Annotated in this window: 12 protein-coding genes; 7 read left to right on the top strand and 5 right to left on the bottom strand. The window is 51.8% G+C overall.

Going from position 1 to position 18,341, the window contains the following annotated elements; genetic code table 11:
• The first annotated feature begins 330 nt into the window (after positions 1-330).
• Together SH449x_RS09990 and SH449x_RS09985 are read left to right on the top strand one after the other, a co-directional pair.
• Entirely contained in the window at positions 331-1,551 is a 1,221-nt protein-coding gene (locus SH449x_RS09990) for a hypothetical protein (RefSeq protein WP_482381195.1), read from the top strand.
• Positions 1,552-1,559: 8 nt separating this feature from the next.
• Positions 1,560-5,276 (top strand): cytochrome c biogenesis protein, encoded by a 3,717-nt coding sequence (locus tag SH449x_RS09985; RefSeq protein ID WP_482381194.1) that lies wholly within the window; start codon positions 1,560-1,562, stop codon positions 5,274-5,276.
• Positions 5,277-5,856: 580 nt separating this feature from the next.
• Here the strand turns inward: SH449x_RS09985 and SH449x_RS09980 are convergent.
• The 4 genes from SH449x_RS09980 to SH449x_RS09965 form a co-directional block, all read right to left on the bottom strand.
• Entirely contained in the window at positions 5,857-6,795 is a 939-nt protein-coding gene (locus SH449x_RS09980; RefSeq protein WP_482381193.1) for an Rpn family recombination-promoting nuclease/putative transposase, read from the bottom strand.
• Between the two features lie 246 nt (positions 6,796-7,041).
• Positions 7,042-7,653, bottom strand: coding sequence for a Uma2 family endonuclease (locus SH449x_RS09975; protein WP_482381192.1), 612 nt, complete (start codon positions 7,651-7,653; stop codon positions 7,042-7,044).
• Between the two features lie 326 nt (positions 7,654-7,979).
• On the bottom strand, positions 7,980-9,110 hold the full coding sequence (locus SH449x_RS09970; RefSeq protein WP_482381191.1) for a serine/threonine-protein kinase: 1,131 nt from the start codon (positions 9,108-9,110) through the stop codon (positions 7,980-7,982).
• Between the two features lie 158 nt (positions 9,111-9,268).
• Positions 9,269-9,637, bottom strand: a complete 369-nt coding sequence (locus SH449x_RS09965; protein ID WP_482381190.1) for a hypothetical protein — start codon at positions 9,635-9,637, stop codon at positions 9,269-9,271.
• A gap of 497 nt (positions 9,638-10,134) precedes the next feature.
• On the opposite strand from SH449x_RS09965, the gene SH449x_RS09960 reads away from it, so the two are divergent.
• From SH449x_RS09960 to SH449x_RS09940, 5 genes are all read left to right on the top strand, one after another.
• Positions 10,135-10,884: a glycosyltransferase family 2 protein gene (locus SH449x_RS09960; RefSeq protein WP_482381189.1), complete on the top strand. Its 750-nt coding sequence runs from the start codon at positions 10,135-10,137 to the stop codon at positions 10,882-10,884.
• A 3-nt stretch (positions 10,885-10,887) separates the two neighbouring features.
• The gene (locus tag SH449x_RS09955) at positions 10,888-12,570 is read left to right on the top strand and encodes a hypothetical protein (protein WP_482381188.1); all 1,683 of its coding nucleotides are present in this window, start codon (positions 10,888-10,890) and stop codon (positions 12,568-12,570) included.
• A gap of 87 nt (positions 12,571-12,657) precedes the next feature.
• Positions 12,658-12,996, top strand: a complete 339-nt coding sequence (locus tag SH449x_RS09950; protein ID WP_482381187.1) for a P-II family nitrogen regulator — start codon at positions 12,658-12,660, stop codon at positions 12,994-12,996.
• 108 nt (positions 12,997-13,104) lie between these two features.
• On the top strand, positions 13,105-15,678 hold the full coding sequence (locus SH449x_RS09945) for a [protein-PII] uridylyltransferase family protein (RefSeq protein WP_482381186.1): 2,574 nt from the start codon (positions 13,105-13,107) through the stop codon (positions 15,676-15,678).
• Positions 15,679-15,887: 209 nt separating this feature from the next.
• Complete coding sequence (locus tag SH449x_RS09940) at positions 15,888-16,418, top strand: helix-turn-helix domain-containing protein (protein WP_482381185.1); 531 nt, start codon at positions 15,888-15,890, stop codon at positions 16,416-16,418.
• 670 nt (positions 16,419-17,088) lie between these two features.
• Here the strand turns inward: SH449x_RS09940 and SH449x_RS09935 are convergent.
• Positions 17,089-18,315, bottom strand: a complete 1,227-nt coding sequence (locus tag SH449x_RS09935; RefSeq protein WP_482381184.1) for a DUF1570 domain-containing protein — start codon at positions 18,313-18,315, stop codon at positions 17,089-17,091.
• Positions 18,316-18,341: the final 26 nt, after the last annotated feature.

Genomic DNA, 18,341 nt, shown 5'->3' with positions numbered 1-18,341 from the left:
CCTAGAAGTGGAACGGGGAATTTGCCTTGAATCTTGGAGATATCCGGTACTTCGGTCAACCTCCCATGCTTCATATTTGGAAAACCTACCGTACTATTGTGTCGTAAGAACGACGATAAGGCCTATAATTCTCGGACGCTTGGCGGTCGAACTGGCCGATTAATGGCTTTGCCCGCGAATAGAACGCCCTCCCACCTTAAATAGGGCCAGATTACAAATAGCGCCAGATTACCTGGAGGCCCAGGTCCCGTTGACCTTTAGCAAGATTTTTAATTGAGATCGGCCTAAGTAAAGAATCCTAATTTTAGAAGAATACAGAGAAAACCTCCCTTGAAGTCAAATCCCACGAAATTTTGCAAGCGTTATCTCTTGGCCTGCCTTGGACTGGTCTCGGTGGCGGCTTGTCAGCAGCAGCATGAGCCGAGGGTTTACACTGCTCCGAAGCAGGAGTCCGTGTTCGTCGTGCAGCCTCCGAAAATGCCGGGGGCCCCGGGTTTAGCATCGTCGGGCGGTTTGGGGATGCCTGGCATGAGGGCCAGCTCTATTCCGATGGAGCAAAAGCGAATCTTGGGGGCCGTCTTCCCGTACCTCGGGTATGGCTACTTCCTGAAGATTACCGATACGATCTCCAGAATCGACGCGGCGGCAGGCAATTTTGCAGATGTCGTTGCCAAATTCACGGTCGATCCGCAAACGTTTCAGCCGAATTTCGATTTGCCGGCTGGTTGGCAGCTAGCTCCTGGCGATAGCATTGCCGATGCCAAGATTGAGATCTCAGTTGCGAGGGACGAAAAACCAGTTGTGATAACGGTCACCAAGCTCAACGCACCTTCATCTGAGTCGGAGTGGCGGGTTTATCTCAAAGAGCAATTGGATCGCTGGAACGGACAAGTCGGTTTAGGGGAGCAATCGGTCGACGAGTGGGAGTCGCAGCTTGCGCGTGTAGATCGCCCCGAGTCCGCGATTCCGGCTTACATTTTTGACCGGGACGGTTCGCACACTTCATCCGGGAGCATTCCCAAAGGGGAGGGAGCGTCAGCCGGTGCGGCTTCTGGATCCGGGGCTCCAACCGCTGCTTCCTCGGGTGGCGGAATGCCCGCTTCCTCGTCAGGGGCTCCTCCGCGATTGCAATACGAAACTCCAGAGGGCTGGATCGCGCAGCCCGGCAGCCCATATCGGATGGCTTCTTTTCGCATAGGTTCTGAGGACAGCGATACCGAGGTCGCGGTGAGTCAAGCGTTGGATGTCCCCCTCGAGAACTGCAAGATGTGGGCACAGCAGGTTACCAAAAGCTCCGAAACCGAGATTAACGATCGGCTCGCAGAAAAAGCCGTGGCGGATGCCGAACTCATCCCCGCAGGGGACAAGCAGGCTCGGGTTTACCGACTGGCTGCTTCAGACGAGCCCGACGCAAATTGTTTAGTGATTGCGTCGATTCCGGTTAACGACCAGGGTTTGAGCATCTTCGTTAAATTACGTTCTTCCGTACAGACAGCCCAAGATCAAAACGAAAACCTTCTTCGCTTCATCCATTCGTTGCGTTGGGAGTAGAGAGCCATATGTCATCGATAGCCAATAGAACCTTCACCGCCCGCAACGCTGCTGCCGGAACGCTCGACGCCAATGCCATCTTCTGGCAAGTCTTAAAGGCGCTGGGATCACTTCGCATCGCCGTGTTGATGTTCGGACTAGGAACCCTTTTGTTATTGGTTGGTACGCTAGCGCAGGACGAGGAAACGATCGTCGACGTGAAACGCCAGTACTTCAATAGCTGGGTGGCTTACGTCCCTTTTGACGTGTTTGTCCCGGTAACGATCTGGAATCACGAAAACCCGATTCCGTATGGCTTTTTGATGCCAGGCGGTGCTGCGATTGGTTTGATCCTGCTTATCAATCTTTTTGCAGCCAAGCTGACGCGGTTCAAAATGCATGCTCGCGGAAAACGATTTTGGGGAGGGCTGTTCGTTACGCTCATAGGCTTTGCTTTAGTCGGTTTGGTGGTGGCCAGTGCCCACCTGGGAGATGGTTTGCAGGGAGAGCCACCTTTCTCGTATGACCTGTTGTGGACCGGCACGGTATGGTCTGCTCACGCATTGACTTTGCTCACCATTGGCTGGTTGGTTTTGTACAAGCCAACCAACAAGGTCATTCTCTATACAGGGATCTCGACCGCGGCCATCTTTGCGGCGGTAAGTGCGTTCTTGCTCTGGACGGGAGACGCTTATCGTATCCCAGATCCCGGCTTGAGGATCGTTTGGCAGTTGACCAAGAGTCTAGGGGTTGGCTTTGTTCTTCTCGCAGGATTGACCATTCTATTCGGTCAACGCGGTGGGAATGTGCTCATTCACTTCGGGGTAGGCTTGCTAATGGTGGGCCAGTTCATCTTCGGAGATGCACAGCGCGAAGAACGCATGTCCATCGTGGAGGGGCAGCAAACCAGCATGGTGGCGGAGATCGATACCGTGGAGCTCGTGGTGATCGACCGCAGCCCTGACGATGGAGATCGGGTCGTGGCCTTTAATCAGCATATGCTTCGCGATTCCGCTCGCAATGGAACAGAGCTGACAGTAGACGGCTTGCCATTCGCCATTCGCATCGACAAGTGGATGGAGAACAGCACGATGCGATCCCGCGCCCAGGCACCGGCTGCCGATTCACCGGAAGCCAGCATGCTCGGGTTGATCAAAGATTGGGAGGTTCAGGATGCTCCGAAAGCGGGAGGGGCCACTAGCGAGTCCAATATTTCGTCCGCTTACTACACGCTGATCAACAAATCTGACAAACAGGAGCTGGGGCGTTATCTCGCAAGCCAATGGTTGAACGATGAGCAAGTTGTCTCGATGAAGCTATTCGACAAAATCGAGGCAGCGTCGAAGACCTATGAAATCGGGCTTCAGTTCCGTCGGAATTACAAAGATTACACGGTAACACTCGACGACGTTGTTCTAGAAGAATACACGAACACCGCCATCCCCAAGGATTATTCTTCTTACATCACCATCAAAGATTTAGAAGGTAACGTGCTACAGGAAGGACGTGTCTGGATGAACAGTCCACTCCGTTTCCGTGGTGAAACGTTCTACCAATCCAGCTACATACCTCGCGAACGAAGCAGTTACGGGGTCGAGCAAACGGTGCTTCAAGTTGTTACTAACGCAGGCTGGCTAATTCCCTATGTATCTTGCGTGTTGGTGGGACTCGGGATGCTCTTTCATTTTGGGGGAACGTTTGCCCGATTTGCTTTGCGATATGAGCGAGGTGCTATCGCGATCCCGACTGTAAAAGACGAAAGTGATACGACGAAGCTTGTGATGGGCAATTCTGGGCTCTCCAAGGTAAACGTAACGGCGAAAGCCAAATCGAAGCGAACCGCGTGGATAGCGGGTTGTGTGAGTTCATTCCTGCTGCTGGCTTATTGCTATTCCATCTTCTTGCCCCCCAAGACGGATCGAGAAAAGGTGGACTACGATGCTATTGGCAAGCTGACCGTTAACTATGGCGGGCGGGTCAAGCCGCTTTCCTCGGCTGGTGCTGAAATACTTCAGATCCTTTCGAACAAACCATATGCCTTGACGCTTGAGCAACAGGGGGAAGGGAAGGAGCCGAAGGAAGTTCGAATATCCGCTTCGCAATGGCTTTTTGACGTCATGATGACGGAGGATTGGGTTCGCTCGAATCCTCTCATTCGCATTGATGCACCTGAGGTCACCGGTGCGTTGGGATTAACGCGGGTGAAATCGAATCGATATTCTTACAACGATATCGTTGACGGATTGCAAGCGATTTGGCCTCGCATGACGAAGATCATTCAAGCCAGTCAGAATCGGGAGAAGAAGCTTCCCTTTGAGGACGAAAAGCTGTTGGAGGTGTTGAACAAGGTTTCCATTGTTAACTCTTTGTTTGATGCATACAGACCGATTGCACCGGAGAGTATCAAATCCGGAGACATAAGTGCGCTCAGACAAGAGTTGCGTGAACTTGAGGACCGAGTCTCCCGCGTGCGAAACGCCAAAGGACCGACGATTCTACCGTCCTTTACTCAAGCGGTTGTCGCAGAGGGTGAGCGTGCTCCCCCGTTAAATTGGGATGCATTCGGTCCCCTTTTCTTTGACTCGCTCCCCAAGGCGTTGGAGGATAAGAAATCGGATAGCATGTTGGCCTTGGAGAAGTTCATTCAGTTGAGCATGGCTTATCAGGAGAACAAGACCCAGGGAGCCAAGATCAACAAGCTTGTCGAGGAGTTTCGTGTCGCTGCGGTCCAGGCCCACGGCAACGAAGTGATGCGGACTGACAAGGTCGCTTTTGAACATCAATTTCAGCGCACCGACTTGTTCGCAAAATGCAGGGGACTCTTTCTGCTCCTAGGTATACTCGCGACTGCTAGTTTTGCGGTGATGCCTCGATCATTGCGAGTCGTTGCGTTAGCACTTTGCATTGCAGCGTTCTTGTTGCAAACCTACGGCATTTGGGCACGGGTTGTTATTTCTGAACGTCCGCCTGTCGTTAGTCTGTACTCTGCCGCCATTTTCATAGGATGGGGTATGGTTCTGTTCTGTATCGTGTCCGAATTATTCTATCCGATACGAGTTTCGTTGGTCGTGGCGTCGACCGCGGGATATTTGAGTTTGCTAGTGGCGCAGGGGCTCGACACGGGTGATACCACGCCGGTTCTGCAAGCGGTTTTGGATACGCAGTTTTGGCTGTCAACGCACGTGATTTCGGTCACGTTAGGATATAGCGCGACGTTCTTTGCTGGGTTATTTGGTATCGCGATCGTCGTGGCAGCAGCGATCGCTGCTATCGCAGGGCGGGATTCGGCGACTGCCAACGAGTACAACGATTATATCGCCGTTTTATATCGCATTACCTACGCCGTAGTCTGCTTTGGATTGTTCTTTAGCTTTGTGGGCACCGTCTTGGGTGGTCTCTGGGGCGACGATAGTTGGGGCCGATTCTGGGGTTGGGATCCGAAAGAGAATGGAGCCTTGATGATCGTTCTGTGGAACGCATTGCTACTACACGCGAGATGGGACCGATTGGTAGGTGCCCTCGGATTTGCCAATCTGGCGATCTTTGGCAACATTATCACCGCCTGGTCCATGTTCGGTACGAATCAACTGGGTATTGGTCTTCACGCTTACGGAGCTTTCGAGGGGAAGATTCTCGCGGCATTGGGTATTTGGGTAGCAGCTCAGTTAATCTTCATCGGGCTAGGAATCGTGGTCGTAGCGATGAGGTCTAAACAAGGCTCAAAGGACATCGCTCCTGCGGCATAGCAGCGTCGATCAAGCGGCTTATTGATAAGGTGAGACAGGGCGAGGGATGTTAATAAGACCAAGCCCAAATAAAGGCCCGTCGGGTAAATCGTACGGCTCTACCGACCTTGCGTCGGTGGACCGATGACTCGCTGGCTAGCAACGCGAAGCGATACCCGCGTTCTTCGCCCCCATTGAGCTTGCCTCAATGGAGCGGATGACTGGCTGGCTAGAGACCGCGCTGACGATTCGGGGCACCGCTGCGTAGCCGATGAGTCACGCTCCCACCGAGTGAACTCGGTGGTGAGCCGGAGTCGGTTGAGGGGCGAGGCGGTCTAGCCAGTTAGTCGTGCTTCCACTTACGCGAGGTCAGTGGAGAGCTAGGAGGTTCGCCGTTTTACGGCTTCAATGAACTTGTGTAAGTGGACCGATGACGTTCTGAAGACCCGGCGCATCGCCATTTACCCGCCACGCCGTCGTGGATCACGAACACTAATTGCCACTAATCACAGAGGGGCAAAACTACGGGAACAGTTACCACTAACGCTTTTCGTCCACCCTTTGTTTTAGGATTAGCGTTGATTAGCGAAGATTACTGTTCCTAAATTGCTTTCCGCTCTCGCAGTTCAGACTGCAATTCGGTCGAAATCTGCTGGAGTTTGTCGAGTGATTTCGATTTTAATTGCGATTCATCGGTCGGTACTCTTCCTAGAAGCCCCTCCAAAGTACGAATCAGCTCGATCTTACCTTCGATCTTACCTTCGATCTTACCTTCGATCTTGCCCTCGATCTTGCCCTCGATCTCGCCCTCCGTTCGCGAAGCGTTAATGACCCATTGCCGGTCCCGGCGGGCTTTTTCCGTTGCATCGTACATTTGCTTGTCCTCTGTAACTCGTTTGATAGACACCAGGGATTGGGTGGCTTGCTGAAACTCTTCGTCCGGAAAAAGCTTCATCAGCTCTTCCTCGGTGTACTTATGGGCGTGCAGTAACCAGTACAGCCAACGCTCCAGAGTACTAGCAGTTGCCAGATCGCTCTCTCCTAAATTATACCGTCCCATTTCCAAAATGTGAAATTCCATCGTATCCTTCAGGATACGATTGGTTTCTTGGTCCACCAAGCGAAACGCATGATGCACCCGATCGGAATCTTGCCACAAAGTCCCTTCCAGCAAGCAAATAGCAAAAACCGGTTTCAATTTCGAGTAGTCGTCCCCTGATTTCAGCTGCCCCGAGTAGAGTTCGCATCCATAAAAAACAATCCTCTGAATCAACCCGAGATGGACCTCGAGTTGCATCTCAATATCGTAGATATTTCCATCCTGATCGACCGCTTTGATATCGAGCACCGATAGTTTGTCTTCGTAGAAGTCTTGATAGTTGAAAGGGTTTTGAATCGTGACAGAGGTAATCGGTATAGGCAGTTTCAAGATGGCGTTGAGCAAGCTGATCAGGACTCGTTCGTTGGCTGGTGAGCCGAAGATTTTTTTGTAGGCGAAATCGTTTGTAGGAAAAATGCCAATAAGAAGATGATCGTACATCGAGAATGCCTCCTGAGGTTGCTAGCCAAACCGAAAGGACCATTACTTTATCATAACTGCGTTTGCGCGCAGGCCCCTCACCCCGCCCCGTTTTCACCCTTCAAACTTCACCTCTAACCCTTTTCGTCAAACCTTTGGTTTAGGATTAGCGTTGATTAGCGAAGATTACTGTTCCTAAAATTGCTTTACTCACACGCATGCTCGCTTCGCATTGCCCGACACCGTAGAGCGATCGCTCTTACGCTACTAACCGATCTCGTATTCGAGATCGGGTTCTTGGACGCAGTAAGGCGTAAACTCGACGTCTTCGTAGATTTCTCGCATTGGCAGTGCACAGCCGAGGAACGGTAAATCGATAGAGGCTTCGAGGCCTTCGACTACTTCTCGCAGAAATCCGTTTTCGGTTCGCCGCATCACGATGGCAATCGGTTGATGTTGCTCGAGCGCGATGTAGCATTTTAGGGACGGAATCGTCAGATATGCGGACATCTTTTCATCGAGGTCGTACCGCCGCGTTGAGGGCGAGAGGACTTCGATGACCAAGACTGGGTGATCTTGGAAAACGGAAAGCTCATCGTTTGATTTGCAGACAACTTGTACGTCCGGGTAGTAGAATCGCTTCATGTCTGAACTCCTAATGCTGACTTTCATGTCGGAATCGTAAGGTCGACAGGGATTACCCTTAAGCGAGCTACCCAAATGAATCATGCAGTTAGATTTGATCCGATTATGCCGAACCGACCCTCCAGCCATTGCTCGAATCCATCCATCAATGTAATCGCTTTTGGTAAGCGCGTTTTCTTCCAATGCCAGATAGTCATCGACGCTGAAATGTTCTGGTCGTTCTGCACTACTCATATTGGTTCTCCAGGCACGAGCTGTCGGGGTAAGGGGGGACGATTCCTAACTGTTGATAGTATAGCATGACTCGTTTGACCTTGCGTCAGTGGACCACTGACTAAGCAGCTAGCAACGCGAAGCGATACCCATAGTAGCGGAAAGGGCGCAAGACCTCCGGTAGGGCTCCGACACGCTAACCTCCCATCAACCTACCCGACAATCCTACTTTCCCGGCCATTTTTGTATCGTCGCCAAAGGCGACTTGCGTGCTCGCTTCGCATTGCCCGACACCGTAGAGCGATCGCACTTACGCGAAAATTGTTGGAGAGCCAGGACCGAATAAACTAGCCTTCGAGACCTTCCTCGTCCATTTCTTTTAGCTCTTCGATCCACACGCGGATGTCGTTGTCGTATTCGCTAGCTAGATTGCTGAGCACTAATTGGCGATGAAACGATGCCGCCCCCTCTTGTTGTAGCTCGGCTGCTTCGGCGCTAGGAAATCGCCGCGAGGGGTCTGGCGAGATGAGGCCTCGGCAAAAATTCATCAGGTGCCCGTTGCAACTCACCTCTGGGGGTAGCAGATCGGGGAGCCGGGCCGAAAGGGTTCGTTTCTGCTCTAGCAGTTCCTTGTACGAATCGGTCTCTGAGAAACAGGGCTGACCGGAGAGTAACTCGACCAGGACATAGCCCAAGCTCGCCAAGTCGCTGCGTGGGGAAATCGAATTGCTTTCCAAAACCTCTGGGGCAGCATAGACCGGCGTACAGGTGAATACGTTCGGCTGTTTGTCCGCTTCGAATGCGGAGCCGATATCGATCAGTTTGGCATGCCCACTCCGCTTGATCATAATATTGGAAGGCTTGATGTCTCCGTGGACAATGTTTTCGCGATGCAGTGCAGCCAGAGCTGCTAAGCAATCTCGAACCACGGCCACAGCAACCCCCGCTTTGAGTCTTGCATGAGTCGGTCCCGCTGTGGCGATGACGTTGTTGATGTAGTCCCATCGCTTTTGCGGAACTCGGCCACGGATTCGACCGAGTCGTTCGGATCGGAGAAGATCCTTGAGATCGTAGCCATCGATCCATTCCATGATCAAAATTCGGATTCGGTGGCGATCGATAAAATCGTGTACGCTCAGAACTCCCTCGTGTTGAATTCTGGCTACCGATGACGCAACCATGCTGATGCGTTGCATCGATTCGTTGTATTCGGCTTGGGTGGAGAACCGTTCGGGAGAAAAAACCTTCATGGCGACGGGGAGTGCAAAACCGTCTGCTCCCTTGCGTTCGGAGAGGAACACAATCCCTTGCCCCCCTTTGCCCAAAACGCGATCGAGTCTGTGATAGCTCATCCACTGCAATTTGCGGGTAGCAAGCAGGTCCTCATATTTTGCCAGCAGGTCGGGGTTGGGCTCGTTGGGGGAGTTGGAACCTATCGTGCGGGAGTGGAGGTCTCCAGCAAAAGTGGTTGTCTGCATGCTAGCATCCGTGGGAGGAGAAATGGCATCCGTGTGGGTGTTCGAGGTGATTTTCAAGTGACCTCAACGAGGCCGGGCTGTGAACTCGCTGGCCTCATTATACTCCATTTTCAATTAGAACCGTCAATCCAAGCCCGAGAAAATAGGCTTGTCGACATCTATTCGCTGACCAATGCGTCGACTTGTCGCTCCAGGGCTTCCGCAGAGGATTCGATCGACGTTGCCGTTGCACTCTTGGAATAGCCAAGTCCGCGAATAACCTCGAGAATTTCGCTGCACGTCGGGAACATACGCCCGCTGGTACGCTTGTACTGCTCGAGAGCCTTCATGAATTCAACCTCGTCATTCGAGTAATCTCGCTCGCAGGTGGTCGGGTCGATTTGACGGCGTCTCTGAACTTTGTCTTTTCGGCGTTCTGCTGCGACCAAGGCTTTTACATCCGCTTCGCTCGCTTCCTTGACTCGACGGTTTTGGGTTCGGCGGTCAACCGTGACGATTTGGGATCCGGCTTTCTTGGAAACTGGCATATTGTTCTCGATGTAATCAAGAGTGTCAGAAGTTAGAATCGCTATGAAGCGGAGCCTTTTACTGCTCGAGACAATTTACCCCACCGCTAGAGTCCGCCGCAGGAAGTCGAGGTTTTCCTGTGATTTTGGCGCGAACGAGCCCCGGACTCTATGGATTGTGACGGTTGTGCGGGTTAACTCCGTGATCTATCGCCCCGATATTGACCGTTTAGTAGCAGGGCTAATTTAACCGGCCGGGTTCGAGGTCCCGGTTACACTTACTAATGCCAGATTTGGGTTACTCGCACCGTGCTGGATGGAGTAAAACACGTGAGGAACGCGGTCGCTGCCCACGGGTGAGTTTTCTAGGAAAAGTTGACCTACTAGCCTCCTGGCCTAGAATGCAGGGTTGAGCTCTTGATTCCTCCAGCTTTCGGAGCGGACGATTAGAAGTAGGTGCTAAGGAGGGAGCAGGGGTGGCTTTTTGGTTTCCAGGACTTTAGCACGGGAGAATTGAAATGACGCAGAATTGGCTCGCCGCCTTGCCCGTGTACAACGAGGCAGGGACGGTTTCTCAAGTTTTGGACGAGGTCATCAAGTTTGCTCCCAACGTACTGGCCGTCGATGATGGTTCCAAGGACGGCACTAGCGAGATTCTGGAGGCACGGCGGGACATTGAGTTGGTACGTCACCCGACCAATAGGGGATACGGTGCAGCTCTAAGGTCGGTCTTCCAGTTCGCGATAGACAACCGATTTGAATATGTCGTAACGCTCGATTGCGACGGCCAGCACCAACCCATGAGAATCCCTCGTTTTGTTTCGGCATGCGAACAAGTCGACATCGTCTCGGGATCACGATACCTAAAGCAGTATGAGGGAGACAGCGCACCGCCAGCCGATCGACTGTTCGTGAATAGGCAGATCACAAAACGAATTAATGATCTTTTTTCTTGGAACTTAACGGATACGTTTTGCGGGTTTAAGTGTTATCGCGTCTCGGCTTTAGAGCGGCTGACTGTTACGGAGAATGGATACGCGATGCCTTTGGAGCTATGGGCTCAAGCCGCCATGCTGGGGTTGTCGATTCTCGAGATACCTGTTCCGCTGATTTATTTGGACGAAACACGCTCCTTTGGCGGCGCATTGGATAACAGCGGTGTGCGGATGGCACATTATAACGAGGTCATTGATCGCAGTATTGAGGATTTGAAAAGGCGAGGATTCGTACTTCCAACGGGTCGTACCAGCTACTGCCGCGAGTGCTAGGGAATGTCAGGCCGTTCTACCAAGTACGCAGTTCCTAGAGAGAACGGCACGTTCCTCGTATCCCCCCCTGCTCACCGGTGGCTGCCGCTCTTGAGGCGCAACCAGGAACTATCTTCTGGTTATACGGGCTGGATACGGGACGTGAGAGAGAAGGCTCGCCGCGAGGTCTCGGGCTATTTGGGAAGATCATTGGAAGCCAAGCCACTGATCGTTAGCGGGCACCAGCCGGAGTTCTTTCACACGGGGGTTTGGTTTAAGAACTTCGTATTGCACCGATTAGCTACCAGTTACGATTGTGTTGCTTTGAATGTGCAGATCGACCACGATGTTGTCAGGGATATAGGTTTGTCGATTCCTGTGCTGAGATCCGGACGCTTATCATTGGCGACATGCAAGCTCCAGACAACGGATCGGGGTGACTCATTGCCATGGGAGAATACGCGATGCAGCCCTCAGATTGCAGAGCAATGGAAAGAGGCGAGCCTACAATTATCTAGTGCGTTGGGCCATTTCGGAATTGAGCCTTTGATTCATACCCGTTGGCGCGAATGCGAGAATTTGTTGCTCACTTGCCGTTCCTTGGCCGAGGTCACAACGCGATTGCGAGAGTTGGTCGAGAATGACTCCGGTTTGAGCAATCTCGAGATCCCGATGAGCCAGTTGGCCAGAGGGGAATCATTCGCCGAGTTTGTGTATCGTTGTTTGGTAGCAGGTCGGGAAGTTTTGACCGTCTACAACGGGTGCCGCGAGGACTTTCGGAGGGAACGTGGCATCAGCAATCCTGGTCAGCCGGTTCCTGAGTTGCGACAGATCGGCGACTGGATCGAGATTCCTTTTTGGATTTATCGCACAACGGAAGCCGCTGCATTATGCGGCGATGGTTCCTCGCGACGCCAACCTGCTTGGGTTCGTTTAAGTTTCGATAGGATTGAGGTTGCTAGCGGTCCCGGTGAATCAGAGTCGATTCATCTGGACTCGGGCCGCTCGCTCGGAGCGTGGTGTCAGGCTTACCAGAGTTGGGCTGAGCAGGGGATTTGTATAAGGCCGAGAGCGTTGACAACAACACTGTATCTCAGGCTATTTCTGAGCGACCTTTTTCTTCATGGGATTGGCGGCGGCGTTTACGATGAACTAACAGATCAGATTGCCGAGAGGCTATGGCAGGTTTCCATGCCGGCGTTCCTTGTCGCTTCAGCATCGTTGCATCTACCTTTCGGAAAAGATTTATTTAAAGAGCTGGGGCCTGAGTTAGGTTCCTCCAAGGCGGAGCTTGAGCAGCGAGCGCGGCAGATCCGCTCTGCTCCCGAATCGCTGTTGAATCTGGCAGATCCGCTCCAGCAAGCATTAAAGGCGCGATTTGACGCACATTTGGCCAACATGCCTCCTCGGGGCCAGAAAAAAGTGTGGCACGGGGAGATGCGGGGACTCCGTGCAAAGATTCGCGAGAGCATTTCCAGCGAGTTAGAGCGCTGGGAGCGTCAATCACTTGAGCTGATAGAGAGAGAGCGAGTCATGAAGATCGTACGGTCTCGCGAGTACTCGATGGCGATATTTCCTGAAATTCCGACAGTAGCCCGATTGCGGTCTTTATCGGAGAATTCGGTTTGCAACGAATGTTCCAGCCGCGAATCTGGCAGCAATTTGAAAGATGGGGATACATCCACACTTGCTGCCCGGGAATGCTAACGGGTAGACTAAGATGTAAGCGGGAGTGCGAAGAATCGCACAGGCGGTCCTGTTGTTCCTGATGGTCATTATTCCTGGAGATGTGGAATGAAGAAAGTTGAAGCCGTTGTTCGCCATTTCAAACTCGAAGATGTCAAGAATGCGTTGACCGAACAAGGCATCCATGGAATGACCGTTTGCGAAGTTCGAGGCTATGGTCGACAAAAGGGGCACACAGAGATTTATCGCGGAACCGAATACGCGGTGGATTTTGTTCCCAAAGTGAAGATCGAAGTCGTTTGTTCTGATGCTACTTTGCAGACGGTTATCGATACGGTCGTCAAGACTGCTCAGACCGGCCAAATTGGCGATGGTAAGATTTTCGTCTCGGACGTTGCCAATGTGATTCGTATTCGTACTGGTGAAAATGGCGAAGACGCACTGTAAGGCACTTTTGCCTTAGTGCTTGGTATCCTCACGATTTGGAACGGAATTGTTCCGTAATAGCGACGCTTGTCCTCTCTCCATCCACAAGTCGTAAAAGCACGTGCATTTTTGGCGGAAGCGCGTGCCAAAGCTCGAGCGCTTCACGATTCCGGTGGAGGTGGGTTCCAGGTTTGCTCTGCGTGGACCGATGATGTCGATGAGGCAGTGGTCGGGATCATTCGTGCTGCGCTTAACTCACTTCCTCAGCAGCCAGAGCCGACTCATTTCGCGTTCGTTGCTTTGGGTGGCTACGGGAGACGGGATCTGGCACCTTATTCCGATATCGATCTGATGCTTCTGTATAGAGGATCGGAATCGAGCATAGCACCGTTGGCAAGGTTGATTGGGCAGATGGTGGTCGATGCCGGGTTGCAACTGGGATTCTCCGTTCGAACGATACGACAAGCTAAAACGGTCGCTTGGACCGATGCAACCGCGCTGACGAGTTTTGTCGAGATGCGGTTTATCGAAGGACACAAGCCCCTTTTCGCCAGTTTCGAGCAAGCGATCGTGGTTGGTTGTAAGATTCGCTCCAGCGGTCTGGTTAAGATGATCGAAGCCGAGCGATTGTCAGAGCGACAAAAGTATAACGAGACGGGAAATTTACTTCACCCGAATGTGAAACGCTCTCGCGGCTGCCTCCGTGATGTCCAGCTGGTTCGATGGGTTGGCTTCGTATGCTTTGGAGAGCGAAGCCCCGAGCAATTGGCAAACCTGGGATTGCTCGCGAGGGAAGACTATCAGACCATTCAAACCGGTTATCAATACTTACTCAGGCTGCGCAATCAGCTCCATTTTGTTGCCGGTCGCACGCAGGACACGCTCGATCGCTCCAAGCAGATGGCCATGGCGGCGTGGGCCGGCTGTCACGGTGAGGAAGGAGTATTGCCTGTTGAGCAATTCATGCAGCAGTTCTTTGAGATCACGAGTGAGGTGAGGTACTGCTCCGCAAACTTTGCAGGGGTATCACAGGCTCGCGTCAGCTTCTTTCGGACGCTGGCCAGATACTTTGGACTGCCTGTAGCTCCCGGTATTCGACTGGGGCTTCGCGAAATTTGGGCCACCAAGGCAGGGCTCGATCAAATCAAGTCAGATCCGGCGCGGGTTCTAGAATTGATGCAACTCGCAAGCCGGTTTAACCGCAGAATTGAGCACACCACTTGGCGAACGATCCGAGAAACGATGTTACGTCGTCAGGGGGAATCCGCTACGCCGGTTGCCATTGCCCGTTTCCTGGAGATCTTGTGTGAACCGCGTCGCCTTGGCGATATTCTAAGGCGCTTGCACGAGTTGAGAGTGATCGAGCAGATCATTCCGGCCATGCGGCATGCTCGCTGTTTATTGCAGTTCAACGAGTATCACAAATACACCGTAGACACGCATTGTATTCGTGCTGTCGAGGCCGCTTGCGACTTTGCAAAAGACGATTCCGTTTTGGGCCGCGTCTATCGCGGCATCAAGAACAAACGCATTTTGCACCTGGCGTTACTTTTACATGATCTCGGAAAAGGGTTTGTTGAGGACCACAGCGAGGTGGGCCGGGTGATAGCTGAGGAAACCGCAGAACGATTGGGGCTATCGGATGCGGATCGAGACCTGTTAGTTTTTTTGGTTCACCAGCACCTTTTAATGACTCATACCGCATTTCGCTTTGATCTATCGCAGAAAACGCCAGCAGTTCAGTTTGCGAAAGCGGTGGGCTCGATCGAACGTTTGCAACACATGCTCGTCCTGTCCTGCGCCGACTTGGCCGCTGTGGGGCCTGGCGCGCTCAATGACTGGAAGCTAAACCTAATCTTGCAATTGTATGACGCCACCGAAGCTCAATTTCGAAGCGAGAGCCCAGATCAGAGGTTCCTCGATTTGGTCAATACACAACGCAAGCAAGTGTTCGATTTTTGTAGCCAGGCTGAAAAGGATGATCCGTGGTGGGCACAGAATGTCGCTCAGGTTCCGGCTGGATATTTGCTCAACCTGAAACCCAAGCTTGTCGCCGAAGAGCTTCGCAAACTGCGAACGTTGTCCCCTGAAAACCCATCGATGGCCTGGGGGCAATATATTCCGGATAGGCATGCGACCGAGTACGTCGTCGCGGTAAAGCAAACCAGATCCACCGGATTGTTTCATCGTATTGTTGGTGGGTTATCCAGTAGTGGGCTTAGCATTTTGTCTGCCGAGATTCACACGCAACCGGGAATGTTGGCATGGGATCGCTTCGTCGTTGAGGATCCAGATTACGGGGACGCTCCCCCTCAATTCCGCATTGACGAGGTCTGCGCTAATCTGATCGCGGCTGTCGATCCAAACAACAACAAGTCGCCCGTATTCCGTTGCATATGGAATAGCAACGAAGCGGACACGTCCACTAGGGTCCAACCGACACAGATTCGATTCGATAACGCGACATCCGACCAACACACCATCATCTCCGTTTTTGCGTACGACCGCATTGGATTGTTGTATGACATCGCTCGTACGCTTTACCAACTAGATCTCGATCTTCAGGTAGCGAAGGTGAGCACGCACTTAGACCAGGTAGTCGATGTGTTTTATGTTACCGATGCATCTGGAAACAAGCTGTTGGAACCAACGCTCCTCTACACGCTTCGTCAAAATCTTCTGAAAGCGATTGAAGAAACTTAAGGCGTTGCGGCGAGTGTCTTCGTAAGTTTCGCTCCAAAAATTTTCTGGAATTTCGTTTGCGAAACGGCTGAAAATGTTGGCTCTTTTGATCTTCAAATAGCTTGGGGGCTTGTTTTCGTGTTGCCGAAGTTGTTTGATAGGGAGAGTCCGAGTGAAATGCTGCTCGGTAACTTGGTTTCATTTGCTAACCGAAAGGAGGGACGATGCAGATGGCGATCGTATTGGAGGATAAAACTCGTTCCGAGGAAAGAGTTCCGATCGCGAAGCATCAAGACGATGAGGCCCCATCTAATGCACTTCATCGAATTGCAGAGGTAAGGGAGCAGCAAGGCCAAAGCTTGCAGGCGCTTTCTAAAAGAATGGGGATCGATGTTCGCGAACTGATGCGACAAGAGCTGCCAGATTCCAATCTGACGCTTCTTGAGTTGTATCGCTGGCAGAAGGAGTTGGATGTTCCCATCCAGCATCTTCTAATCGACGAAGATGATAGATTGTCCGAGACCACTCAGACCAGAGCGGCTCTCGTAAAGTTGATGAAGACCGTGGTTGCACTGAATGAGGTTGCAACAGCCCCACGGGTCGTTCGCTTAACAACCATGTTACGCGAACAAATGATTGCGATGATGCCGGAGTTGGCTGAGATTGGCGGTTGGCCCAATTACGGCTCCCGTCGACCACCGGACCAGCTAGGGCGTATTGGAGAAAACCCGATCGACGTTAGCAGCCTCAATATCGAGTAGTCGGCTCTTTAAAAACCTGCCATCCATTTATACTTTTCTGGAATCGATAGAGACTAATCAAAACGGGCGATAAAGCGTTCGATCAAATCATGCGAACAAGAAAGGCATCGGAAACGGTGCCTTTTTTGCTGTGCTACTGTTAGACAACGAAACCACGTGAGACATCAACTTTTCGATAGTACATAGATGCAGCGTTCTTGCCCTGCGGAGTATCACGACATAGGCTGAAGATTAAATCTACGGAATACTTGAGTCCAGAGTATGACAGTAAATCCCTACGAGAATGGAGACGCGACCGTAGTGTTCAGAAGCGACACGGCTCGCCGTACAGTGAGGTGGCTAGCATTGATTCTGATTGCTACGCCATTTTTACTGGCAACACCCGTTCGTTACTGGGCAATGAATCATGCAGGTGGATGGCTTGTGTCTACTGAATTGGAACCAGATCATCGGAGGGCGTTGCTTGGACTTATGTACCTTGGCCTCATGATATCGTTGTCTATATGGTCCTTTCTTGTCGCTTCATTTTTGCTTTGGCGAGATAGATACTATCCAGTTGTAACTGGCATAGCGACTGTCTTTTTCATTGTGCTGGCTGTGCCATCCGCAATATTTCTTGCAATTGCAGTGGAATCTTATTTTCGATTTGGATAACTATTCGCAGTAGTTCTCATCGAAGATGGTTAATATGCCTCTGGATCAGCGGAGCGAACTGGGCTGGCTCTCGACCAAATACGCTTCGGAAATGATGCCATCGGTCTGTTGCCGTCAATTCATGTCCGAGCGGCAGTTGACTGGTTTGATACAAGTAATCTGCAAACTTGCGAGGCTCTTTCTCCATAAAGTAATGGGTCATTCCCCAAGCTAGCGTGTACGCGAGATCGGGATCATGGGAAAAAAGGTTGTCATTTCGAACCAAGGAATCGAGTGACTCCGATATCGTTGCCACATCATTTTGGATTCGTTCCCAGGTTGCGATTCGTGCCGCCGGCCAAGATGATCGCCCTTCTCTCGAGACATGGCTGTAGGCTGGCGCTTCGAAAACGGTCGCAAATCCTTCGGGGAGCCAGAGGCCGCTCGATACACACCGTCGGTGCAGCCCCATATTGAAAGCCAGTTGATGCGCCGATTCATGGGCGATCGTATCAAGTGTCTCCTGAGTGGTCGCTTCATTCGTATCTTCAAACAGAGCTATTCGATTGTCGCGCTGTGAATAGTAGCCAACGCAATTCGGAGGCAACTCTGTGTTGGATCGCGACGCATACCGGATAAACTCTTGCCGGCTGCCGAAGACGATTGCAACCAGTGGAAACTCGATCTCTGTCGTATTCAAACCCTTTTGGAGACACAATCGCCGCATCGAGTCATGCAATGCCCGAAACTTGGCAGCCCATTGGCCAACATGCTGCGATCTAGACACAAACACATAAGGCTTCTGAATTTGAACCAAGTAACCTGATCCAAACTCAGCTCGCAAGGTTTCCACCAGTTGATCAGGGCTGATTATGGTGAACTCTACATCCATCCTATGTTCCGAGTTCACCATGCTGGATGGAATAGATTGAATCGCCCCATCGGATCGAAGCAGCCAGTATTGGTCTAGGAATCTTGCCATGGGCAGACCGTGATAGACACCATACGGTGTTGCGATTTCGGTTATTCGGGGTGTGTTATCCTTTGTAACGGGATACGTTCCATCGTTCTCAAGTAGTAAGGCATTAATGGAGTCCAATTGGATGTTCAACTCATCGTCTGCTGCGGCAGATTGCTGTTTGACGAGCAGCGCGGCTTTGGGAGTTTCGGCTTCTACTAATAGGAACTCAGGCATACCGATCTCGAAGGTGTTTTCACATTCCGCATAGAATCGATACCGCGAGTTGACCCATACAAAAGCCATTGCTGCAACAAGGGAAAGTAGCGACC

It is taken from the genome of Brakhagea baltica, assembly GCF_052161605.1.
Lineage (GTDB): Bacteria > Planctomycetota > Planctomycetia > Pirellulales > Pirellulaceae > JBKCUI01.
The sequence above is the reverse complement of the archived record's forward strand: the minus strand, read 5'-3'. Positions and strand labels throughout refer to the sequence as shown.

Excerpts from the sequence above, each read along its gene's own strand:
- SH449x_RS09985 (WP_482381194.1), top strand. The coding sequence starts at position 1,560 with ATGTCATCGATAGCCAATAGAACCTTCACCGCCCGCAACGCTGCTGCC.
- SH449x_RS09980 (WP_482381193.1), bottom strand. The coding sequence starts at position 6,795 with ATGTACGATCATCTTCTTATTGGCATTTTTCCTACAAACGATTTCGCC.
- SH449x_RS09975 (WP_482381192.1), bottom strand. The coding sequence starts at position 7,653 with ATGAGTAGTGCAGAACGACCAGAACATTTCAGCGTCGATGACTATCTG.
- SH449x_RS09970 (WP_482381191.1), bottom strand. The coding sequence starts at position 9,110 with ATGCAGACAACCACTTTTGCTGGAGACCTCCACTCCCGCACGATAGGT.
- SH449x_RS09965 (WP_482381190.1), bottom strand. The coding sequence starts at position 9,637 with ATGCCAGTTTCCAAGAAAGCCGGATCCCAAATCGTCACGGTTGACCGC.
- SH449x_RS09960 (WP_482381189.1), top strand. The coding sequence starts at position 10,135 with ATGACGCAGAATTGGCTCGCCGCCTTGCCCGTGTACAACGAGGCAGGG.
- SH449x_RS09955 (WP_482381188.1), top strand. The coding sequence starts at position 10,888 with ATGTCAGGCCGTTCTACCAAGTACGCAGTTCCTAGAGAGAACGGCACG.
- SH449x_RS09950 (WP_482381187.1), top strand. The coding sequence starts at position 12,658 with ATGAAGAAAGTTGAAGCCGTTGTTCGCCATTTCAAACTCGAAGATGTC.
- SH449x_RS09940 (WP_482381185.1), top strand. The coding sequence starts at position 15,888 with ATGGCGATCGTATTGGAGGATAAAACTCGTTCCGAGGAAAGAGTTCCG.
- SH449x_RS09935 (WP_482381184.1), bottom strand. The coding sequence starts at position 18,315 with ATGGCTTTTGTATGGGTCAACTCGCGGTATCGATTCTATGCGGAATGT.